This is a genomic window from Bacillus cereus group sp. BfR-BA-01492, from assembly GCF_022662815.1.
In the GTDB taxonomy this organism is placed as follows: Bacteria; Bacillota; Bacilli; order Bacillales; family Bacillaceae_G; genus Bacillus_A; species Bacillus_A cereus_BD.
In genome coordinates, this window is record NZ_JAKUEH010000015.1 from 44,604 (window position 1) to 64,211 (window position 19,608).

Genomic DNA, 19,608 nt, shown 5'->3' on the forward strand with positions numbered 1-19,608 from the left:
CTGAAATATGATGAATCATTTCATAAAAGAAGGTGATTGTAGTGAACAAAAAGGAATTTTTAAACAAACTTAGCTCTTCCCTAGGAAACATACCGAATTCAGAAAAAAGCGATATTCTATCAGAATATGAAACTCATTTTATTAGCGGTAAGCAGGATGGGAAATCTGAAGAAGAGATTTGTAAAAACCTTGGAAATCCTAAAACGATCGCGAAAGAAATGAATGTTACATATGCTATAAACAACGCGAATCAGAAACGCAGCCTCAAAAATATGATAATAGCAATCTTGTCTGTTATGACCTTAAGTTTTGCAAACTTTATATGTATCATGATAGCTTTCTTCTTGTTACTCTTGCTATCGCCAATTCTTCTCGCACTCATCATTGCTACTCCTTTACTATTACTATCACCTCTACTATTAGTAATAGTAGGATTTATAAAAGGATTTCATCAAATCCATTTTTCAGATGTTTATAGTGTATTGATAGGGTTTTTTATTGGCTTAGTCATCGCTGGCGTATCTTATCAAGCACTAAAACATTTATACTCGCTTTTAGTCAAATATTTAAAATGGAATGTCTCTATTTTAAAAGAGGATTAATAGAAATGAAAGAGTGCATATCTCCTCTTTCATTTCCTTCGTTCATTTTCAATATGCAATTTTGCATATCCCCTCATTTTCTTTCCACTTTCATGCTACGATATATACGAAATACGACATATATCGACAAAATAGGAAGTGATTCTATGAAACGTTCTAAAACATATTTAAAATGTCTCGCGTTATCTGCTGTTTTGACAAGTAGTGCCCTGGTAATGCACACACCGGCTGTCGCTGCACAAACAACTTCACAAGTTGTAACAGATATCGGTCAAAATGCAAAAACACATACAAGCTATAATACATTTAATAACGAACAAGCAGATAATATGACAATGTCATTAAAAGTAACTTTCATTGATGATCCAAGTGCTGATAAGCAAATTGCGGTTATTAATACAACAGGTAGCTTTATGAAAGCCAATCCAACTCTTAGTGATGCACCTGTTGATGGATATCCAGTTCCAGGGGCAAGTGTCACATTGCGCTATCCATCACAATATGATGTTTCAATGAATTTACAAGATAATACGTCTCGATTCTTTAATGTAGCACCGACAAATGCAGTGGAAGAAACGACTGTCACATCAAGCGTTTCTTATCAACTTGGTGGCTCTATTAAAGCCTCTGTAACACCAAGCGGTCCTAGTGGCGAATCCGGTGCAACAGGTCAAGTAACTTGGTCTGATTCCGTAAGTTATAAACAAACAAGCTATAAAACAAACTTAATTGATCAAACAAATAAGCATGTAAAATGGAACGTATTCTTTAATGGATATAATAATCAAAACTGGGGCATTTACACACGCGATTCTTACCACGCTTTGTATGGAAACCAATTATTCATGTATTCTCGTACGTATCCTCATGAAACAGATGCGCGAGGAAATCTAGTCCCAATGAATGACCTTCCAGCTCTAACAAATAGCGGTTTTTCTCCAGGTATGATTGCTGTTGTCATTTCAGAAAAAGATACAGATCAGTCTCATATCCAAATGGCTTATACAAAGCATGCTGACGATTATACACTTCGTCCTGGCTTTACATTCGCATCTGGTAACTGGGTTGGAAATAATATTAAAGATGTAGCTCAAAAAACATTTCATAAATCATTTGTACTAGATTGGAAAAATAAAAAACTAGTAGAGAAGAAGTAAACTAAAAAACAACACTGATAAAATCAGTGTTGTTTTTTAGTTTATACTTGCATCGCTTTTTCTCTCAAAGCTCTTCTTAGTAGTTTTCCCGTTGTGTTCTTCGGTAATTCCTTCAAAAATTCTATCCTTTTTGGAACCTTATATTTCGCAAGATGTAACGAACAATAATGAATGAGTTCTTCTTCTCGTACCCTTTCATGTTTTGGAACAACATAAGCGCGTACAGCTTCTCCTAAACTTTCATCTGGAACACCTATTACGATTACTTCGGCTACTTCCTCGTGTTTATACAATACCTCTTCTACTTCCCGAGGGTATACGTTATATCCACCGACAAGAACGATATCTTTTTTACGGTCCACAATATAGAAGTAACCTTCTTCATCCATTTTTGCTAGATCACCTGTGTATAGCCACCCTTCCCGAAGCACTGCTGCTGTATCTTCTGGAGCCTTATAATACCCTTTCATCACGTTCGGGCCGCGAACAATTAGTTCTCCGACTTCTCCAACAGGCACTTCCTCACCAAGTTCATTTACTACTTTATTTTCAACGTGCCAAATATTCGTTCCAATAGATCCTGGTTTTCGCGGCCGATCCAATGGATTAAAACACGTCACTGGCGATGCTTCTGATAGTCCGTATCCTTCTGAAACAATAACTTGAAAGCGTTTTTCAAAATTCTCCAAAAGAGCAACAGGCATAGAAGCACCACCAGATATGCAAAATCTGAGTGATTTCATATCTTCTGCACTTGCTCCTTCATATAAATATAAATAATTGTACATCGTTGGTACACCAGCAAATATTGTTGGTTTATATGTGCGACAAATTCGAAATACTTCTTTGGGACTAAACTTTGGTAACATTAAAATGATGGCCCCATTTATAATCGGTGCATGAATCGCAACGGTTAAACAAAATACATGGAACATCGGTAACGCCGCTACAACACGGTCATCTTCTGTATATTGTAAATATGTCGCAACGTCTCTCGCATTACTATATAAATTCTTATGCGTTAACATAGCACCTTTTGGTTGTCCCGTTGTTCCTGAGGTGTATAAAATAACCGCAACGTCTTCTTCATGTAATAGCGGACCTTCATAAGATATATCTCCAGTTCCTAATAAATCGGTAAACGTTTTCATTTTTTCGTTGTCTGTAAGTTGAAAATCTGATGAGGTTTCACATATGATGATATGTTCGAGAGAAGGAAGTCTTGTTGTAAGAGATTCTATAATTGGTAGAAGGATGTCGAGTATGATGATTGTTTTTACGTCTCCATTTTGTAAAATGTAATGCATTTCATCTGCGGTATATATTGGGTTAACCGGAACAACGGTTGCTCCTGTTTTCATGACCCCATATAACCCGATTAAAAAATGTGGTGAATTCCCAACAACTAATGCAACATTATCCCCTTTTGTGATGCCCATTTTTGCTAAATTACTAGAAAACTTTGTGACCATTTCATTTAATTGGTCATACGAGACCGACTGATCCATAAATATATAAGCTGGTTTCTCCCCTTTCTTTGCGGCTGTCTCAGCTAAGGATTGAACGAGATTCACATAAACCCCACCTTTATAAAATTTTGAAAATTTAAACATTCTAAATACATTATATTAAAAGAAAATTAAGGTATCAAGTAACATTCAAATACTCGTATATAAAGTAGCACCGTAAATCAATACTGCCAGTAGATACGAGCGAAATGAAGGTTCATTCATTTGTACCATCCATGCGACGCACCGCATCTACCGCTTTTTTACAAAAACATAAAGTGAAACTTTAATCATTGGGGGTTTTCTTCATCCACCACTGATTATGAGCCCTCACCAATCGGGCTGTTACGGGCAGCCCTACTCCCACCTATCTTCCTTGCTTCTCTCTGAATCTTGAGGTGGGAGTCTTACTGCCCTAAAATAGCGGGATAAAAGAATCTTACCCATTTCAGTTACAGCGTACTTCGTAATGAATTGAGGTGAAACAATAATGGTGCATGAAATTTTATGAGCGATTTTTGAAATATATCGACCGTTTCTCAGCATATATCGGCGCAAATGAAAATATATCGACCATTCGACACAGGATATCGGCGGTACGACAAATAACGACATGAAAACTGCTCTCCCAATTTAGGAGAGCAGTTCACTATTAAAAGAACAATGCTAAGAAATCTTCTTTCGTTATATTCCCAAAGTAGCGTTTTACATCTACGTCTTTTAACGCTTCAACGAACGCATCTTTATCAAATTGTACTCCTGTTAAACGTTCCTCAATATCATGAACATCTTCTACTCCGAAGAAGTCACCATATATTTTACACTCTGTTACTGTTCCTTTTTTCACTTCTAAGCGAACATCAACTTGTCCAACTGGGAAACGGTGTGAATGTTGTAAATTGAACTTCGGAGACTTCCCGTAGTTCCAATCCCAATTGCGGTAACGTTCTTCAGAAATTTTATAAATTTCTTTCCAATCTTCTTCTGTTAACTCATATGTTGGAATTTCCTTTTCTCCTTCAAAGATTGTCTCAAGAAGAAGTTGTCTAAACTCTTCTGTTGTCATCTTTTCATTTAAAAATTCCGTAATATTAGCTACACGGCTACGAATCGATTTAATTCCTTTTGATTGAATCTTATCCATTTTCACTTTCAGAGCTGATACAACGTGATCGATTTCAGAATCAAATAATAATGTACCGTGACTGAACATACGACCTCTCGTTGAAAATTGAGCGTTACCTGAAATTTTTCGTCCTTCTGCTAAAATATCGTTACGTCCACTAAGCTCTGCATTTACACCTAATTTACCAAGTGCTTTCGTAACAGGTTCTGTGAATTTTTTAAAGTTATGAAAACTATCCCCGTCATCTTTTGTAATAAAGCTAAAGTTTAAGTTCCCTAAATCATGATACACAGCTCCGCCACCTGATAAACGGCGCACAACATGGATCCCTTTCTCTTTTACATAATCTGCATTAATTTCTTCGACTGTGTTTTGGTTTTTCCCAATAATGATGGAAGGTTCATTAATGTAAAACAACAAATATGTTTCATTAATATCTAAATTTTTCACGCAATATTCTTCAATTGCTAAATTAATCGTAGGAACTGTAATCCCTTTATTATCAATAAATAACATGTCCTCACCTCATGAATTCCAAGTATAGCCACTATGTGCTAATGCAATAGAGCCACTAAAAATTTGTTTTGCTTCTTCCACTAAATCAGCTGGATTGCCTGTATGCGGCAAATGCGTTAATACTAGTTCTTTTACATTGGCATGCTTTGCTATGTTTGCTACTTCTGTACTATTCATATGCCCTGCTTTTGCAGCCTCTTGATGCGCATACATGTTGCATTCGCAAATAAATAAATCCGCATCCTTTGTAAATGGAATAAATTCTGGAATATAACTGGAATCCGCACTATATACAACAACTTTATCTCCTACCGCAATGCGCATTGCATAGCACGTAACAGGATGTACTGTTTTTAAGAATGAAATGGAGAATGGTCCAATTTGCAATGTTTCTTCTGGATTATAGACAATTCCTTTCGTATACGGTTCATGTGTTAAGGACGCAAATCCTTGTACGTCAAAGCCATGCCCATAAATCGGCAATTGTGGTAATTGCCCTTTTGTCGCATTTGTAATTAATCTTGCATATTGCAATACCCCAATATCTGCAACATGATCATGATGATAATGTGACAATAAAACTGCATCTATATCAGATGGTGTTATATATTTTTGAAGCTGTGCTAGTACACCACTGCCACAGTCAACAAGTAAACGAAAACCATCGTGTTCAAACAAATACCCCGACGTCGCTTCTCCCGCTTCTGGAAAGCCACCCCAAAAGCCAACAACAGTCATCTTCATATGTATCCATCCTTTCAAAAACCGATAGAAATGCATGTTTTCTTTCTATATTGAGAAAAATTTCACTTACATTCTACATTGTTAACTATAATCCATTTCCTAAACTTTTTCATTATTTTTCATTTTGTTATAAAACAGTTATTGACTTTTTATTTTTGTACTAATACAATGGTACTAAGAAATGGAAATGGAGGGATTTTCATGATTGATCAACCAATGGAATTTTTCAGAAATTTGCCAACAAAAACTTGTGCGCATTGCGGAAAGGAAATTGATGAGCAACACGAAGCATACCATAATAAATGCGATGACTGTGTTCACGAAGAATAATCGTGTATACACATAAAAAAACCTAGCAGACATTGTCTACTAGGCTAGTAACATCGCATTTTTCATCGTTGAACCTTTCACTAAAAGCTCTAGTTCAAATTCATATAGTTCTTTTTTGCGATAATTTTTTGTATGAATTTTATCTATCATTAAATCAACGACTTTGTGAGCCATGTCATCGATTGGTTGTTCCATTGTCGTAATACCAGGCTCTGTAATTTTAGATAAAATTTGATTATCAAAACCGATTACAGCTAGGTGATCTGGAATACTCCAGTTATGGCGTTTCGCCTCTGAAATAATTCCAGCTGCAACCTCATCGCCTCCTGCCAAAATAGCGGTAGGATTTTTTTTGTCCTTTAATACATCATGGAAGAGTCTTTTCCCATCGCTCCACGAGAAAACGTTTTCAATAAAATCAATTCCCTCTACTTGTTTCCCTTGCTCAGTAACTGCACGTAAAAATCCCATTTTTCGTTGTTGACTAATTACCTTTGTTTCATTTCCACGGCAGAAAATAAGATTGCGATACCCTTGCTCTAATACATGTTTTGCCGCAATATATGCCCCTTGAGCATGATCAAATTTAACCGTTGGAATATTTGCTTCTTCAATATATTCATTACATAACACGATTGGACCGTGTTGTAAATATGGCTCCACATCTTCCCATGAATTCTCAAGGGAACATAAAATAATGCCATCTACTTGTTTTGTTGATAACAGTTGTAAGTATTCCATCTCTTTTTCTGGTAAGTATCTTGTTTGACAAATAATCAGTTTATATTTATGTTCAGAAGCAGCAATCTCAATTGCTTCAATAAATCTACTAAAAAAAGGATTTGTAATCCTTGGAACAAGGACTGCAATTGTCTCCGTTTTTTGTTTTCGAAGTCTTCTTGCTGCCGAATTAGGTACGAAACCTAAATGTTTCATCGCTAATTGAACTCTCTTTTTCTTCTCATCTGATACGTACGGATGGTTATTAATCACCCGAGAAACCGTTGTTCTTGATAATCCCGCTAATTTCGCCACGTCCTCGATCGTTGACACGAAATTCTCCCCCTTTGTATGAAAACGTTTTCTTAAGTAAATTATATAGTATATTATTGGAAACTGCAATATACGTTCTTATGATTTTACTATATTAATATTATTCATAGGGAAAAGTATGTATTTGCAGGAGAAATGAGTGGACTTTTCGAACACTTGCTATAAACAGAATAAATAGAAATAGGATGATTATCATGAACCGAACGGATCGTTTACTCGCTATATTAATTGAATTACAGAGGAAGCAAGTTGTGACAGCTCACATGTTAGCAGAGAAATTTGAAACATGTAAAAGAACCATTTACCGGGATATGCAAGCCCTTAGTGAATCGGGGATTCCCATCTTTTCTATTCCAGGGCAAGGGTATTCTTTAATGGATGGTTATTTCTTGCCACCTATCCAATTCAAACCTGAGGAAGCTGTATCTCTTTTACTTGGAAGCGATTATGTGGAGAAAAACTTCGATTCTCATTTTTCTATACACGCCAAATCCGCTAAGGAAAAATTGGAATCTATTCTCCCTTCTGAACAACAAACACAAATCGAAAATTTAAAAGGAACTTTCCGCTTCTTATCTGGAACCTTTCCTCATCAAAAATGTAATCCAGAACAACTGGAAAACCAGCTTATTCTTTTACAAGAAGCCATTCAAACAGCACGATGCGTTTCTTTTTCTTACCGAAAACCAAATCAAATCGAAAAAATAAAACGTACTGTTCACCCTTATGGATTAGTCAATATTTCAGGCATTTGGTATATCGTTAGCTATTGCTTGTTGCGAAAACAAATCCGTCATTTCCGTTTAGATCGTATGGATGACTTACAACAAGAACACACCTTTTTCAAAAAACCGAAAAACTTTTATTTACAAGATTATCAACCAACAGATAATCGAACTGTTACAATTCATTTAGTATTCTCTACTCAGATTGCACATAAAATTGTTGAGTCTCGTTACTTTTTTATTGATTCATATGAACATAAAAATGATGGTTTTCATGTCATTTTAAAATCTAGAACTATTGATGAGGTATTTCAATGGATATTCAGCTGGGGCAGTCAAGTAAAAGTATTAGAACCAACAATTCTTGCTTATAAAATGCGAGAAGAAGCAAAGAAAATGTTACAATCTTAACTTTTCTTTTCCTACTGACATAACGGTGTCAGTAGGAAGCGTTTATAGTCGTCCTTAAGAAATATATTTTTATATAAAGGAGATCACGCTATGAACAATACTATGGTTTTAGAGAAGTTTGAAACATTAGCACTGTATTACATCAATAAATTAGACAAATACTCAATGGAACAACTGAGACGAAAGCCTTCTGAAGAAGAATGGTCGCTTGGACAAATGTATTATCACTTACTTGCAGCTTCCAATATGCAATTACATGCAATAGAACAATGTGCAACTGATTCAGCTATAATTAATGGTAAAAAAACAGAAATGGGGGAAAACGTATATAAAACGGGAGCCTTCCCTCCTATTCAAATCAAAATACCGAATCGCCCTGGATATACACCAGAAAACCCAACAAATAAAGAAACACTAAAACAAGGATTATTACAGCTTATCGACAAGATGAAAAAGACTCAGCTAAAGCTCTCTTCTATTCCGTCCCATCATACAGTGGTACATCCTGGACTTGGTCACTTATGTGCAACAGAATGGTTTCAACTTGTGTATATGCACTTTGCACATCATCTTCATCAGAAAGAACGTTTAGAGAAAACCATCATAACCGATTCAAATTGTTAATGACTGCGAAAATCGTTCTATCCTTGAAGGACATACATATATTTACATTATGAGCCGAATTTCAGGGGGGGAACTGTATATGCAATGGATATATCATAATCCAGTATTTGATGTTGATCACGTACATCCGTCTATTCGATTATCTTCTGCTTGGGTGGGACACAACCACTTTGCATATGACTTCATTCGATTTATGAAACCGAAAAAGGTAGTGGAATTAGGAACACATTATGGTTCTTCTTTTTATAGCTTTTGCCAAGGAATAAAAGATGAACAACTTTCCGCCGAATGTTTTGCTGTTGACACTTGGAAAGGTGATTTACATAGCGGACCATACGGAGAGAATGTGTTTGAAATGGTTAGTTATGTGACAAACCATTGTTATCCAACAATCGGACGCTTAATCCGCTCCACATTTGATGATGCTTTACATTTATTTGAAGATGAAAGTATAGATGTATTGCATATTGATGGTTATCATACATTTGAAGCTGTTTCACATGATTTTGAAACATGGTTACCGAAAGTCGCTAAAAATGGTGTCATTTTCTTTCATGATATTGCCGTGTTGGATCGTGGTTTTGGCGTATATAAGTTATGGGAGACCTTAAAAAAACAGCATCCTTATCTTGAATTTTCCCATTCATATGGTTTAGGTGTCCTATTTCCGAAAGGATATGACAGCAAGTTTCAAGATGTATTCGATAAGAAAGAGGAACTACAAAAAAAAATATGCAGGGAGTAACATATAACTCACTGCTTACACATACGACCATAAAAAATAGTGCCATTACATATGGCACTATTTTTTATGTACTCTTCTTTAGAGACGAGGAAACCATCGATCCCAATATGGTTGATACTCTGGCCATAAATATGTCACTTCTTTATCAAATCCTCGATAATGGCGCATATATCCTGCTAAATAAGTAAATGAGGAGGCATGAGGTCCAGCAAAAAGAGGCGCACCGATACAAACAAACCAGTCGACTAATGCTTGTTCCTCTAAACACAATGCGTCTAACTCCTTCTGCAGGTCAGGGTGCGCTTGTAAAACATCTTGCTTTCTGACTATGACTAAATGAGGAAAATGTTCTTTTATACGGGCTACAATGCGATGATACTTTTCCTCTTGAACACCAGAAGCAATATAAACAGCCGATAAATCCGCTGTACTTGCAATTGTATTGATTATTTGTTGAAGTTGATTTTCTGTATGAGCCGCTAAGTCGAATCCTTCTACAGGTAAATGAACTAAATCTCCTTCAATTCTAAGCTGAATCGCTCTCCATCTCGGGTAAAAAGACATGAGACCAATCATGCAGCTAGCTAACTTTTGTATATGTTTCGCAAAGGGTAAAGATTTTGCGATAAATTGTCCTGTCTCCCTACTTTCATCTCGTACTATATGGCGTTGAAGAAACCGCCTACAAGTAATCATATGCTTAGAAGTCTCTTCCATATGCGGTTTGTGCCGCTTCACTAAGATATTTTTCTTGTAAAATAATGCCCTACATTCATCTACATCCAAATAAGAATCAATACTGATTTTCGAAAAATACGGGCTCCTATGAAAGTCAACGGAATTTCGAGTTTGAACATCTTTTAAAAGGAGACAAACTGAATCATGTTGCTTCGCATAATATAAAGCTTCTCCTATTGTTCTAAAAATAGCCATGAGCTGATTACAAAGCCCTTCTATCTCCCCAATTTCATATTGCAAATATATGATAAAACTCCCCGCCCTTCTTTCTTTCTCTTGAACATCTTATGCAATATATATGAGTATAGAACACACTTCACGTAACCGTCATACTACAGAACCATTCCTACTGACACAAAAAAAGGATTATCTTAGTTTGACAATCCTTTTAATAAATATAGTTCAAATAACTGTGCAATTCTTTCTTTTTCCAGTGGCTCATGATTTTTTTCCCAATCGAAAATAAGCGATACATATAGTCTAAGCATAATAAACGCTGTAATTTCTGGATCGCATTTACTAATTTCACCTTTCTCGATTGCAATTTCCAAATAGGATTGAATAAAGGATACAATTTCTGTATCTACTTGCTGCATCACTTCTTGTACTTCTTTCGTTCCCATATCTCGTTCTTCTTGGATGAGCTTAATCATAAGCTGATGCTCTTTTCTAAATTCTAAGATGCTGTATAATGCTCTATGTACATTTTCAAAAAATGAAATATCTGGACGAATGGATTCTTTTGCAACTTCCTTCATTTCTGCAATTAAATTCGAAATAATTTCACCAAATAATTCTTCTTTATTTTTGAAAAAAGTATAAATTGTCCCTTTTCCAACATTCGCCAATTTAGCAACTTGATCCATTGTCGTTGCCTTATAACCAAACGCTGAAAAAGATTTTGTTGCAGCCTCAATAATAGAACGTTTTCGATCTATTGCCACATCTCCACCTCCAAAAGTGACCAAATGGATAATATAGTCAATTTGTACACATTTGATATTATCACAGTCTTCCAGTATATACAAGTTCTCCTTTTTAGTTATTCCCCGTATCAAAAATTCCAGTCTATAAATGGAGACTTGCTTATAATAGTCATAGTGTATCAAAAAAGGGACGGAAGTGAAAAGGTAGAAATATGTTATAAAGTGAAGCTTTCATCAATGGGGTTTCATTCCTCACTGATTATGAGCTCTCACCTTTATTTCAACATAGACAGCAATATTTTCTCCATTTCCTTCTTCGTTAAATCCTCATCAATTGTTTCTTCATCATTCGCTTCACCTCTAGTAAAAATACCATTCACAATTACAATTTGATGTGCAATATTTTTTCCGCTTTCATGGACAAACACCTTCATACCTTTTAATTTACTATTACTATAAGAAGGTGGTTTCACAAAGACAATTTGATTCCCTTCTAATTTATAATTTTCCATATTTTCGTCCCATGGGAACATATAACGAAGCGGATCCTTATTATTCACATACTGTCCCGATTGATAAATTGTATATCCATATTTTCCTTTCCTATATTCGGATGTAACAACTAATTCTAAATCTCTCCCAAAATATGAAGCCGCCGACTCTTTCTTCAGTTCATACCCATTACTTGTATAAGACGGTTGCTTAATTGGAAACTTAACATGCTTTTGTGCCTCTTCTACAGTGAACGTTAAAGAGTCTCCTACTCTATCTTCAAATGGTTTCGTTTTCTTTTCAATTGCAGTTAATCGTTCATTATCGGCTTTACTTAAGCGTTCTCGTTTAAATTCTTTCATATCCCCTTCATAATTCTCTCCTACCTTTTTCTTGACCATTGCTTTTTTATAAATTTGGAAAGTTTCCTTATACAATTGTACGTACTGGTTAAATTCTTCTTTTGTTAAACATTTTTCAGCCAAATACAAAAAATCCGTATGATATTTATATGTCTTTATCGACATTCCCCATTCTCTGCTCGCGTTTTCTGGTGTACCTAATATTCTATCGATCGCCTCTTCAAAAGCTGCTTTCGATTGCTTCTTTTTTTCTAGTACTTGTTCCTTCTGTCTTTGATCCACTTCAGTTGCACGTACATTCAGATTCAGTAAAGAAACAAATGCAACAGCAACAACGACGATTACACCAAGTGCTGACAAGCGATAAGATGTTTTTTTGAATTTTTTTATCATGAAAATTCTCCTTTTTAATGTATGTTTATTTCTACTTAAATTAGCTAAACTCGGTGCTTGGTAGTAGCCAGAATAATGTTCTAATAGCGTAATGATTGTATGCCCATATGCAATTTGTTCCTCTGAATCTACAAAAGTAAGTGCAAGTGCATCACATGCTAATTCTTGATCTTCTCGCATACATGAATATGCATACCAAAGAATAGGATTAAACCAATTTAAAATAAGTAAACTATACATTAACCAGTTCACCGCAACATCTCGCCTCTTTATATGCGCTAATTCATGATAGAAAATATATTCGAGCTGTTTCTCATTCAATCGTTCCATATGTTGATTTGATAATAATACCCTTGGCCTAAAGAAACCAAAAACAGTCGGACTAGAAATTTTTCCAGCTACGCATATCGGGATATTTCTCCTGATTCCCACCGACTTTCGGCAATTTTCAAATATCATCATAATATTTTCCTTTGTAATATGGGGCTGCTTCTTTATGTAAAAATATAATCGTCCGTTCATAACAAACGTTACAATTGCTAATAAACTGACTCCAAATAACCAAATATATAATGCAAGGTTATACATCGAAAATGTAGCCTCTTTTTGCTCTTCCTTTTGTTTCACGGGTGTCTCAAGTGCCCCTTTGAATTCTTGATTCTCCTGCATTGATTTTTGTAAAGTTATAGAAGATGACTGTTTCGGAAATACTTCAGAAACCTCTGATTGATAGAATAGAGAATAAATGCTATAAGAGCTATCTGGTGACCATGGTAAAAGAAGTCTCACTACTAAAATCATCCATAATACATATTGCCACCTAGGCGTTAGCTTATCTTTGAGTACAATTTTGACACATAAGATGATACCGACTAATATACTCGCCATAAGTGATGTTTCAATTACCCAGTCAAAGAAGCGCGAAAGGTAAATATGTACAAACGTATCTATCATTACGATCTATCTTCCCGCTCATTTTCTTCTGTCTTTTCATCCAAAATGCGTTTCAATTCATGAATATCTTCTGAAGAAAGTTTCTCTTCTTTTAAAAAATTTACAAGTAACGGTTTGAACGCTGCACCACAAAAACGTTTCAGTAACGATTTTGTTTCGACTTGCAAATAGCTATCTTGTGATACTAATGGATAGTACGCATACATACGCCCTTTATCTTGATGATATGAAACTGCTTCTTTTTGAACGAGCCGATTAATAAGTGTTCGAATTGTCTTTGGTTTCCAATCCATTTTTGACTCTAGCTTCTCAATAATTTCATTTGCCGTTTGCGGAGAATTCGACCAAAGTACTTTCATAATTTCTAACTCAGCTTCAGATATTTTAGGCAATGCTTTTGTCATATTCTATTTCTCCTTTCTGGATTACGTTTGTAATCCCTATTACAGATTACAAACGTAATCTTTTATTGTCAACTCTATTTTACAAATAAAATTTCAATTATTCATGAAAAAACAAGAAAACCTTTACAATTAATGGTAACATAGAAACGAAGTATATTTTTTACAATCAAGTATTATTCTTACCAAAAACGGAATATAAAGTGGAACTTTAATCAGTGGGGGTTTCTCAATCATGATGCGTGCACTTCGTTTACAAATGAAACAAGCTTTTTCAAATCCGCTCTCGTTGTGTTTTTTGTGCAGTATGTTCGTTCTTCTTTTTATATATCACTATTACTATGTTTTGCAATATATTGGTTCTGTACCAGACGAATTATTAACAACATCCTATAAGTGGATTGGATTTCGTGATAATGAAATGGATGTTTATTTATTGTTAATGCCCATTATCGCTACTTTACCATTTAGCACAAGTTATAACGCTGATCAATCAGAAGAATTTAAGTCTTTTATAAGTAAAGAAGTTTCCTTTCTTTCGTATTTATACACAAAATATATCGTTACCTTTTTTTGTGGTGGATTCCTTTATATTTTTCCGTTCTTACTTTCTTTATTACTTTGTAAACTCACAATACCAGATGGTGTACCATCCGTAACGAATAGTCTGATCAATACAAATGGCATGTTTGCATCACTGTATTATGATTCTCCAATCACTTATATTTCTGTATACATTGGGATTAATTTTTTATTTGCTGGTTTCATGGCTGCATTAGGTCTAGCTGCCTCTATATGGTCGCGAAAAGATTACATGGCGATTTTATTCCCATTCACTGTAAGCTCACTTCCCTATGTTATTTTAAATATTATTTCTCCTACCATTGGAGGAGCACCTATTCATCTATATGATCCGAAACAACCACTGCAAGGAATGTCTTCGTACATCCTTACTCTGCAATATACATTATTTGGAATCGTTAGTTTATTTATGTATATAAAAGGAACACGAAAAGATAAGAAGAAATATACACGTAAACTGCAAAAAAGAATGCGCTGCAAACAAACGCTAAACATTACATCATAAGCACAAAATTACAATATATCAGCGATTCTTACCTAGTTATCGGCGCGAAATGAAATATATCGGCGCAAAATCAATTTTATCGGCGTTTCGACACAAGATATCGACCAGTCGACAAATTTCGTCACCCCGCTACGTAAAAAAGCCCCTCTAAAAAGAACGGGCTTTTTTCAAATCAATTTGCGCAAGCACTGGGTCATGATCGCTGACGCGGCCGTGCTCCTTCATCATATTTGTATTTAAGTGTACTGGATCTACAATTGTATAATTTGCAATATTATTTGTCACTAAGATGTGATCTAGTACTTGTGCATTTCCTTCATGAATATATGTGTACCGATTTTCTTTTGAAACGGTTTCTAACATATTTTGTAGTGTGTCGCCTTTTAGCGCTTGCAGTGGTTTAGAGAATTCAAAATCATTCATATCCCCTACAACAACAACAGGTGCGTTCGCATCTCGTTTTTGAATTCCTTTCACAAAACGATTCACTTCTTGGGCCAGCTGTACTCGTTTTTCTTCACTTTTCCATACAAGTGGTTGTATGCTTCCAAATGGCGGCGCATCACCTATTTTTGAGTTTAAATGATTAGAAATAACAACTAGATGTTGACCTTGGAATGTAAATTCAGCGGCTAATGGTTTACGGGTGCTTTCAAATAACGGATTGTCCTGCCCAATGCGTGTCGGATTTTTCTCTAACAATTTTGGTTTATCCGCTAGTTTTACGCGCGATGAATTATAGAAAAAACCGACGCGAATATTCGCTCCCGGCGCTCCTCCATCTTGATTGTTTAGAGGTGCTACTTCTACATATTCATACTTTGGACCGTGGATTGCTTGCACCGCATCAATTATACGTTTTGCACTTAATGAAGCATCTGTTGTGCCATCGTTAATTGTTCCATTATTATCTTGCATCTCTTGCACACCAATAATATCCGGCATTTTCAAATTATATTTAATCGAATACGCGAGCGCTTTTACTTTTTCATCAGATGTTTCCTTTTGATTTGCTGAAAAATTTTCCATGTTATATGTAGCGACTGTTACTTTCCCAAGACGAGGCTGAATCGTTGCTCCCACTTGTTTAAATCCTCCGTCTATAACAGAGGGTAATTCCGTCACTGGCGAAATGCGGTATGCGCTATAATCATAACCTACTACTCCTGTTATATCACCATTAAAAGTATCCCCAACTTTTGCTACATAGTTATGAGGTACTTTTAAAGATAAGCGTTCTGGATTGAGTTGCGTCTCACTTAAAAGCGGCGTTCCATATTTCGTTACCACTTTATTGCTACTATTTGCAATCGTTACATATAAATTCCCATGTTTCTGCGGTGCAACCACTTTTGGTATCGGAAGTGTAACTCGCATACCTTCTAAACTTTCATAAAAATCAATCGCATCTTCCTGCGGATCAAAAACACCAAATGCATCATTATCAATGATTTCATCTGGAATCTTCACGCCATGTTCTCCTAGCACAACTGCTTCTGGAAGCGGCACATGACTCGCCTTTATGATTGCGCGAGTTGCCTTAATTTCTGTCGTAGTTAAATCTGTTTCAAATCGTTCCGCATATCCAGCTCCAACATGCTCCTCCACTTGTCCATCTACTTGGACAACGTCTCCCACTTTCACATCCGCATCTTTCTTATACACGTAAATTCCTTCTGAAGTAGCTGGATCCTCATCAGGTTGTGCATCTTGCATATAAAAACCGTATTTATCTAACGCAGTGACTACCCCTTCTATATTGCGCACTTTTTTCCCCTTATAAGGAGAAATATGCGCTTTCCCTTGAATATCATGAATATGTACTTTCTCGCCTTTTATCACTATAAATGAAAACGTAGCAACTGGTGAAGACTCCACCCCTTCCTTTATCCCAATTGCCTGAATCACCGTATTTTCTTGTAAAACAATCGGTTCATGATAACGAATACTTTGATTCGTAGGCTCTGATCCATCTAGCGTATAATAAATTGTTGCCCCATCCGTCTTCGTCGTTAATGTAACAAGCGTTCCCTTTTCCACTTCTCCCCCATTTGGTGACGCAGTGACTTTGCTTACACGATTTTCTACTTCTCCTGAAAACTTGTATGCTGATACTGCTTTTAAACCAGGGCTACTAAAATACAACTCTAGTGTACCTATCAATTGAACTTTCTTCCCAACATTTTCAGGATGCTCTTTCACATTCACAGCTGCTCTTACATCACCTTTTGGCAACTGAACAGGCATGATCTTCTCCGGATTGGTCTCATCTGGAGAATCTGCAATTGCTACATTTGTATCTCCAAACTTCGCTGGATCTCTCGTATACTTTGACGGACTTTGTGTATATCCAACAATATATCCTTCTACTACCCCTTTACTTTTACCATGCTGCTGAAACTGTTGAATCGCATCAAGCACTGATAACGAATTCGTTTCTTCCGCTTTCACTATCGTTCCCGTAAATGAAATGAACAGTATAAATGATAAAACGATACCGATTACTTTCTTCACCGCCATCTTCCTCTCCTTACTTCTTTTGTCCTATCGGCATGTACTATCATAACAAACCGTTCTTTATAAAGAACGGTTATGCGGCAAACTTTACAAAAAATTAACTTAGGTAGATAAAAAAAGACCGTTCGAATTGAACAGTCCAACATTACTATTATAATTTTTTAAATAAAAAATAATGGTTATGTCCTTCGGGGAAATCTTCTACTGTGCCATAAACCTCGAAACCTAAGTTTTTATAAAAATCAGGAGCTTGAAAACTAAACGTATCTACCTTGATCATTCGGCATTTCTTCTCCACAGCGAATTTTTCAGCCTTTTTAATAAGCTTTTTGCCAAACCCTTTCCCTTGAAGGCTTTCATCAATCCAAAGAAATTGAATGACAAGACTTTGCATTTTAGTATTTCCTGAAATACCGCCAAGGATATTCCCTTCTTCATCCTTAATTTTAAAACAAAAATCTTCGCCAACGAAGTTCCTATCTTTTTCTGACAGATGCTTTATATTGTATTCCCCTAGCCTTTTCCGAATGTAAGAGGGATCCTCTCGGTTCCATTCTGTGTCAATCACTACATTTCGCATCTTTTATACCTCCTAATATTTTGAAATTACTTTTATTCGCTCTACTACGAAAAAACTCCTTTTTTATTTTTAAAAAATAAAAGTAAAGTCCGAATTGATCTTTCCGTTAGCGGAAAAAAGCGATAACGAGTTGAATTTATATATGTTTAACGCCAAAAAAACAGGAGACACCGATCTCCTGTTTTCATTATTGCGCGATTAATTTTGTTTTATTGCGTTCTTCTAAATAAGATAATACATATTTTACAGCCGCCTCACCTTGATCAATACAATCCGGAAGACCAGAGCCAGCGTAGGAGCTACCAGCTAAATATACGCCTGGTAGTTCTTGTTTTAGGAATGCTGTTAGTTTTTCCATTCTTTTTTTATGTCCAACTGTATATTGCGGCATAGCATCTTTCCAGCGGCTCACAACAGTAAAGTCTGGCCTCGCTACTATGTCCATTGTTTTTTGTAAATCTTCTAATACAAATTGAACGATTTCTTCATCTGTTTGTTCTACAATGACTTCATCGCCAGGACGCCCTACATAGCAGCGCAACAATACTTTCCCTTCCGGCGTTGTATGCGGCCACTTTTTATGCGTCCACGTGCAAGCTGTAATGGAAAAATCACTATTTCTCGATACGACAAATCCAGTTCCATCAATATCGCGCTTAATTGCTTCTTTCGGGAAAGCTAATGCGATATTCGCTACAGATGTCGACGGAATATTGCGGAAGAAGCGGAACTCTTTATACTGCGCAAACATAGATGGCAATCCTTTATGCGGAGCTGCAATGACAACTGCATCTGCCCCTATTTCTTTTCCGTTGCTAAGAGTGATTTCATAGCCATCGCCTAGCTTTTTCACTTTTTCAACGCGCGTTCCCTTCATCACTGTATTCGTATCAAGTTTTTCTTCTATTGCCTCAACTAACGATTCTAATCCTGTTTTTAATGTTAAAAATATTCCTTTTGGTTTCACATCTTTTGTTCGTTTTGGTGCTAATTCACGCATACCAAGCGAAATACTGCGGTACTTCTGCTCAATTTGATACACTTTTGGAAATGTCGCCATCAAACTCATTTGATCAATATCCCCTGCATAAATACCAGCGAGCAATGGTTCAATTAAATTTTCAACCACTTCATTTCCTAAACGACGACGGAAAAATTGACCTAGTGATTGATCCGAAACTGGTTTTGAACGTGGAAGTACAAAATCAAAACCAGCCCTTAATTTACCCATCGGAGAAAACAATCCTGAAAATAGAAACGGTGTAATTTGTGTCGGAATTCCCATCATAGATCCGCCCGGCATCTTATGCAATCGATTGTTTACAAGAACAAATGACTGACCTGCTTTATTATTTACAAGCTCGTCTCCCAAACCGACTTCTCTCGCCAATCGAGCAGCGCTTTCTTTTCTTTCAAGGAAAGAATCTGGGCCACGTTCAATTGTAAATCCTTCTTTTCGAACGGTTTGAATTTTCCCGCCAAGCTTACCTGACGCTTCTATTAACAACGTATCAACTTGCAACCCTTGTTCGCGAATTTCTTTTTGCAAGTAATACGCTGTTGTTAACCCTGCAATTCCACCACCGATGATAACCACTCTTTTTTTCAAAACAGTTC

The 19,608-nt window shown here is 36.0% G+C and carries 18 protein-coding genes; 7 read left to right on the top strand and 11 right to left on the bottom strand.

Features of this window, described 5'->3' with window-relative positions; genetic code table 11:
* Nucleotides 1-41 precede the first annotated feature (41 nt).
* Together MR063_RS16955 and cytK1 are read left to right on the top strand one after the other, a co-directional pair.
* On the top strand, nucleotides 42-602 hold the full coding sequence (locus MR063_RS16955; protein ID WP_242200021.1) for an HAAS signaling domain-containing protein: 561 nt from the start codon (nucleotides 42-44) through the stop codon (nucleotides 600-602).
* 146 nt (nucleotides 603-748) lie between these two features.
* Nucleotides 749-1,759, top strand: coding sequence for a beta-channel forming cytolysin CytK1 (gene cytK1 / locus MR063_RS16960; protein ID WP_242200023.1), 1,011 nt, complete (start codon nucleotides 749-751; stop codon nucleotides 1,757-1,759).
* Between the two features lie 41 nt (nucleotides 1,760-1,800).
* On the opposite strand, the gene MR063_RS16965 is transcribed toward cytK1, so the two are convergent.
* The 3 genes from MR063_RS16965 to MR063_RS16975 all read right to left on the bottom strand — a co-directional run bounded on the left by MR063_RS16965 (nucleotide 1,801) and on the right by MR063_RS16975 (nucleotide 5,653).
* Entirely contained in the window at nucleotides 1,801-3,333 is a 1,533-nt protein-coding gene (locus MR063_RS16965; RefSeq protein WP_242200025.1) for a fatty acid--CoA ligase family protein, read from the bottom strand.
* A gap of 586 nt (nucleotides 3,334-3,919) precedes the next feature.
* Nucleotides 3,920-4,909: a lipoate--protein ligase gene (locus tag MR063_RS16970; RefSeq protein ID WP_242200029.1), complete on the bottom strand. Its 990-nt coding sequence runs from the start codon at nucleotides 4,907-4,909 to the stop codon at nucleotides 3,920-3,922.
* A gap of 9 nt (nucleotides 4,910-4,918) precedes the next feature.
* A complete protein-coding gene (locus tag MR063_RS16975; protein ID WP_242200030.1) occupies nucleotides 4,919-5,653 on the bottom strand; it encodes an MBL fold metallo-hydrolase in 735 nt (244 codons plus the stop codon).
* A 201-nt stretch (nucleotides 5,654-5,854) separates the two neighbouring features.
* Between MR063_RS16975 and yhfH the strand changes: the two genes are divergently transcribed.
* Complete coding sequence (yhfH, locus tag MR063_RS16980; protein WP_000567010.1) at nucleotides 5,855-5,983, top strand: protein YhfH; 129 nt, start codon at nucleotides 5,855-5,857, stop codon at nucleotides 5,981-5,983.
* Between the two features lie 39 nt (nucleotides 5,984-6,022).
* Here the strand turns inward: yhfH and MR063_RS16985 are convergent, their stop codons facing one another.
* Complete coding sequence (locus tag MR063_RS16985; protein WP_242142173.1) at nucleotides 6,023-7,036, bottom strand: LacI family DNA-binding transcriptional regulator; 1,014 nt, start codon at nucleotides 7,034-7,036, stop codon at nucleotides 6,023-6,025.
* A 194-nt stretch (nucleotides 7,037-7,230) separates the two neighbouring features.
* Here MR063_RS16985 and MR063_RS16990 point away from each other — a divergent pair, with 194 nt between their 5' ends.
* The 3 genes from MR063_RS16990 to MR063_RS17000 all read left to right on the top strand — a co-directional run bounded on the left by MR063_RS16990 (nucleotide 7,231) and on the right by MR063_RS17000 (nucleotide 9,541).
* Nucleotides 7,231-8,172, top strand: a complete 942-nt coding sequence (locus MR063_RS16990; protein WP_242200032.1) for a helix-turn-helix transcriptional regulator — start codon at nucleotides 7,231-7,233, stop codon at nucleotides 8,170-8,172.
* A 90-nt stretch (nucleotides 8,173-8,262) separates the two neighbouring features.
* Complete coding sequence (locus MR063_RS16995) at nucleotides 8,263-8,796, top strand: DinB family protein (protein WP_242200034.1); 534 nt, start codon at nucleotides 8,263-8,265, stop codon at nucleotides 8,794-8,796.
* A gap of 79 nt (nucleotides 8,797-8,875) precedes the next feature.
* Nucleotides 8,876-9,541 carry a class I SAM-dependent methyltransferase gene (locus MR063_RS17000; RefSeq protein ID WP_242200036.1) on the top strand — a complete coding sequence of 222 codons (666 nt, stop codon included), beginning with the start codon at nucleotides 8,876-8,878 and terminating at the stop codon, nucleotides 9,539-9,541.
* A gap of 78 nt (nucleotides 9,542-9,619) precedes the next feature.
* Here the strand turns inward: MR063_RS17000 and MR063_RS17005 are convergent, their stop codons facing one another.
* The 4 genes from MR063_RS17005 to MR063_RS17020 all read right to left on the bottom strand — a co-directional run bounded on the left by MR063_RS17005 (nucleotide 9,620) and on the right by MR063_RS17020 (nucleotide 13,810).
* Nucleotides 9,620-10,474 (bottom strand): O-fucosyltransferase family protein, encoded by an 855-nt coding sequence (locus tag MR063_RS17005; RefSeq protein ID WP_242200039.1) that lies wholly within the window; start codon nucleotides 10,472-10,474, stop codon nucleotides 9,620-9,622.
* Between the two features lie 176 nt (nucleotides 10,475-10,650).
* Nucleotides 10,651-11,223, bottom strand: coding sequence for a TetR/AcrR family transcriptional regulator (locus MR063_RS17010; protein WP_242200040.1), 573 nt, complete (start codon nucleotides 11,221-11,223; stop codon nucleotides 10,651-10,653).
* 257 nt (nucleotides 11,224-11,480) lie between these two features.
* The gene (locus MR063_RS17015) at nucleotides 11,481-13,406 is read right to left on the bottom strand and encodes a M56 family metallopeptidase (protein WP_242200041.1); all 1,926 of its coding nucleotides are present in this window, start codon (nucleotides 13,404-13,406) and stop codon (nucleotides 11,481-11,483) included.
* Nucleotides 13,406-13,810, bottom strand: coding sequence for a BlaI/MecI/CopY family transcriptional regulator (locus tag MR063_RS17020; RefSeq protein WP_242200044.1), 405 nt, complete (start codon nucleotides 13,808-13,810; stop codon nucleotides 13,406-13,408). Before MR063_RS17020 ends, MR063_RS17015 begins: the two co-directional genes overlap by 1 nt.
* 232 nt (nucleotides 13,811-14,042) lie before the next feature.
* On the opposite strand from MR063_RS17020, the gene MR063_RS17025 reads away from it, so the two are divergent.
* Nucleotides 14,043-14,894 carry a hypothetical protein gene (locus MR063_RS17025; RefSeq protein ID WP_242200045.1) on the top strand — a complete coding sequence of 284 codons (852 nt, stop codon included), beginning with the start codon at nucleotides 14,043-14,045 and terminating at the stop codon, nucleotides 14,892-14,894.
* Nucleotides 14,895-15,041: 147 nt separating this feature from the next.
* On the opposite strand, the gene MR063_RS17030 is transcribed toward MR063_RS17025, so the two are convergent.
* From MR063_RS17030 to hemY, 3 genes are all read right to left on the bottom strand, one after another.
* On the bottom strand, nucleotides 15,042-17,414 hold the full coding sequence (locus tag MR063_RS17030; RefSeq protein ID WP_242200047.1) for a DUF6359 domain-containing protein: 2,373 nt from the start codon (nucleotides 17,412-17,414) through the stop codon (nucleotides 15,042-15,044).
* Nucleotides 17,415-17,562: 148 nt separating this feature from the next.
* Nucleotides 17,563-17,991 (bottom strand): GNAT family N-acetyltransferase, encoded by a 429-nt coding sequence (locus MR063_RS17035; protein WP_242200049.1) that lies wholly within the window; start codon nucleotides 17,989-17,991, stop codon nucleotides 17,563-17,565.
* 187 nt (nucleotides 17,992-18,178) lie between these two features.
* The gene (gene hemY / locus MR063_RS17040; RefSeq protein WP_242200050.1) at nucleotides 18,179-19,600 is read right to left on the bottom strand and encodes a protoporphyrinogen oxidase; all 1,422 of its coding nucleotides are present in this window, start codon (nucleotides 19,598-19,600) and stop codon (nucleotides 18,179-18,181) included.
* Nucleotides 19,601-19,608: the final 8 nt, after the last annotated feature.

What these genes read in the sequence shown, in the direction of transcription:
- MR063_RS17015 (WP_242200041.1), bottom strand. Translation starts at nt 13,406, where the DNA reads ATGATAGATACGTTTGTACATATTTACCTTTCGCGCTTCTTTGACTGG.
- MR063_RS17035 (WP_242200049.1), bottom strand. Translation starts at nt 17,991, where the DNA reads ATGCGAAATGTAGTGATTGACACAGAATGGAACCGAGAGGATCCCTCT.
- cytK1 (WP_242200023.1), top strand. Translation starts at nt 749, where the DNA reads ATGAAACGTTCTAAAACATATTTAAAATGTCTCGCGTTATCTGCTGTT.
- MR063_RS17030 (WP_242200047.1), bottom strand. Translation starts at nt 17,414, where the DNA reads ATGGCGGTGAAGAAAGTAATCGGTATCGTTTTATCATTTATACTGTTC.
- MR063_RS16975 (WP_242200030.1), bottom strand. Translation starts at nt 5,653, where the DNA reads ATGAAGATGACTGTTGTTGGCTTTTGGGGTGGCTTTCCAGAAGCGGGA.
- MR063_RS16995 (WP_242200034.1), top strand. Translation starts at nt 8,263, where the DNA reads ATGAACAATACTATGGTTTTAGAGAAGTTTGAAACATTAGCACTGTAT.
- MR063_RS17005 (WP_242200039.1), bottom strand. Translation starts at nt 10,474, where the DNA reads ATGGCTATTTTTAGAACAATAGGAGAAGCTTTATATTATGCGAAGCAA.
- MR063_RS17025 (WP_242200045.1), top strand. Translation starts at nt 14,043, where the DNA reads ATGATGCGTGCACTTCGTTTACAAATGAAACAAGCTTTTTCAAATCCG.
- MR063_RS17020 (WP_242200044.1), bottom strand. Translation starts at nt 13,810, where the DNA reads ATGACAAAAGCATTGCCTAAAATATCTGAAGCTGAGTTAGAAATTATG.
- MR063_RS17000 (WP_242200036.1), top strand. Translation starts at nt 8,876, where the DNA reads ATGCAATGGATATATCATAATCCAGTATTTGATGTTGATCACGTACAT.
- MR063_RS16970 (WP_242200029.1), bottom strand. Translation starts at nt 4,909, where the DNA reads ATGTTATTTATTGATAATAAAGGGATTACAGTTCCTACGATTAATTTA.
- yhfH (WP_000567010.1), top strand. Translation starts at nt 5,855, where the DNA reads ATGATTGATCAACCAATGGAATTTTTCAGAAATTTGCCAACAAAAACT.
- MR063_RS16990 (WP_242200032.1), top strand. Translation starts at nt 7,231, where the DNA reads ATGAACCGAACGGATCGTTTACTCGCTATATTAATTGAATTACAGAGG.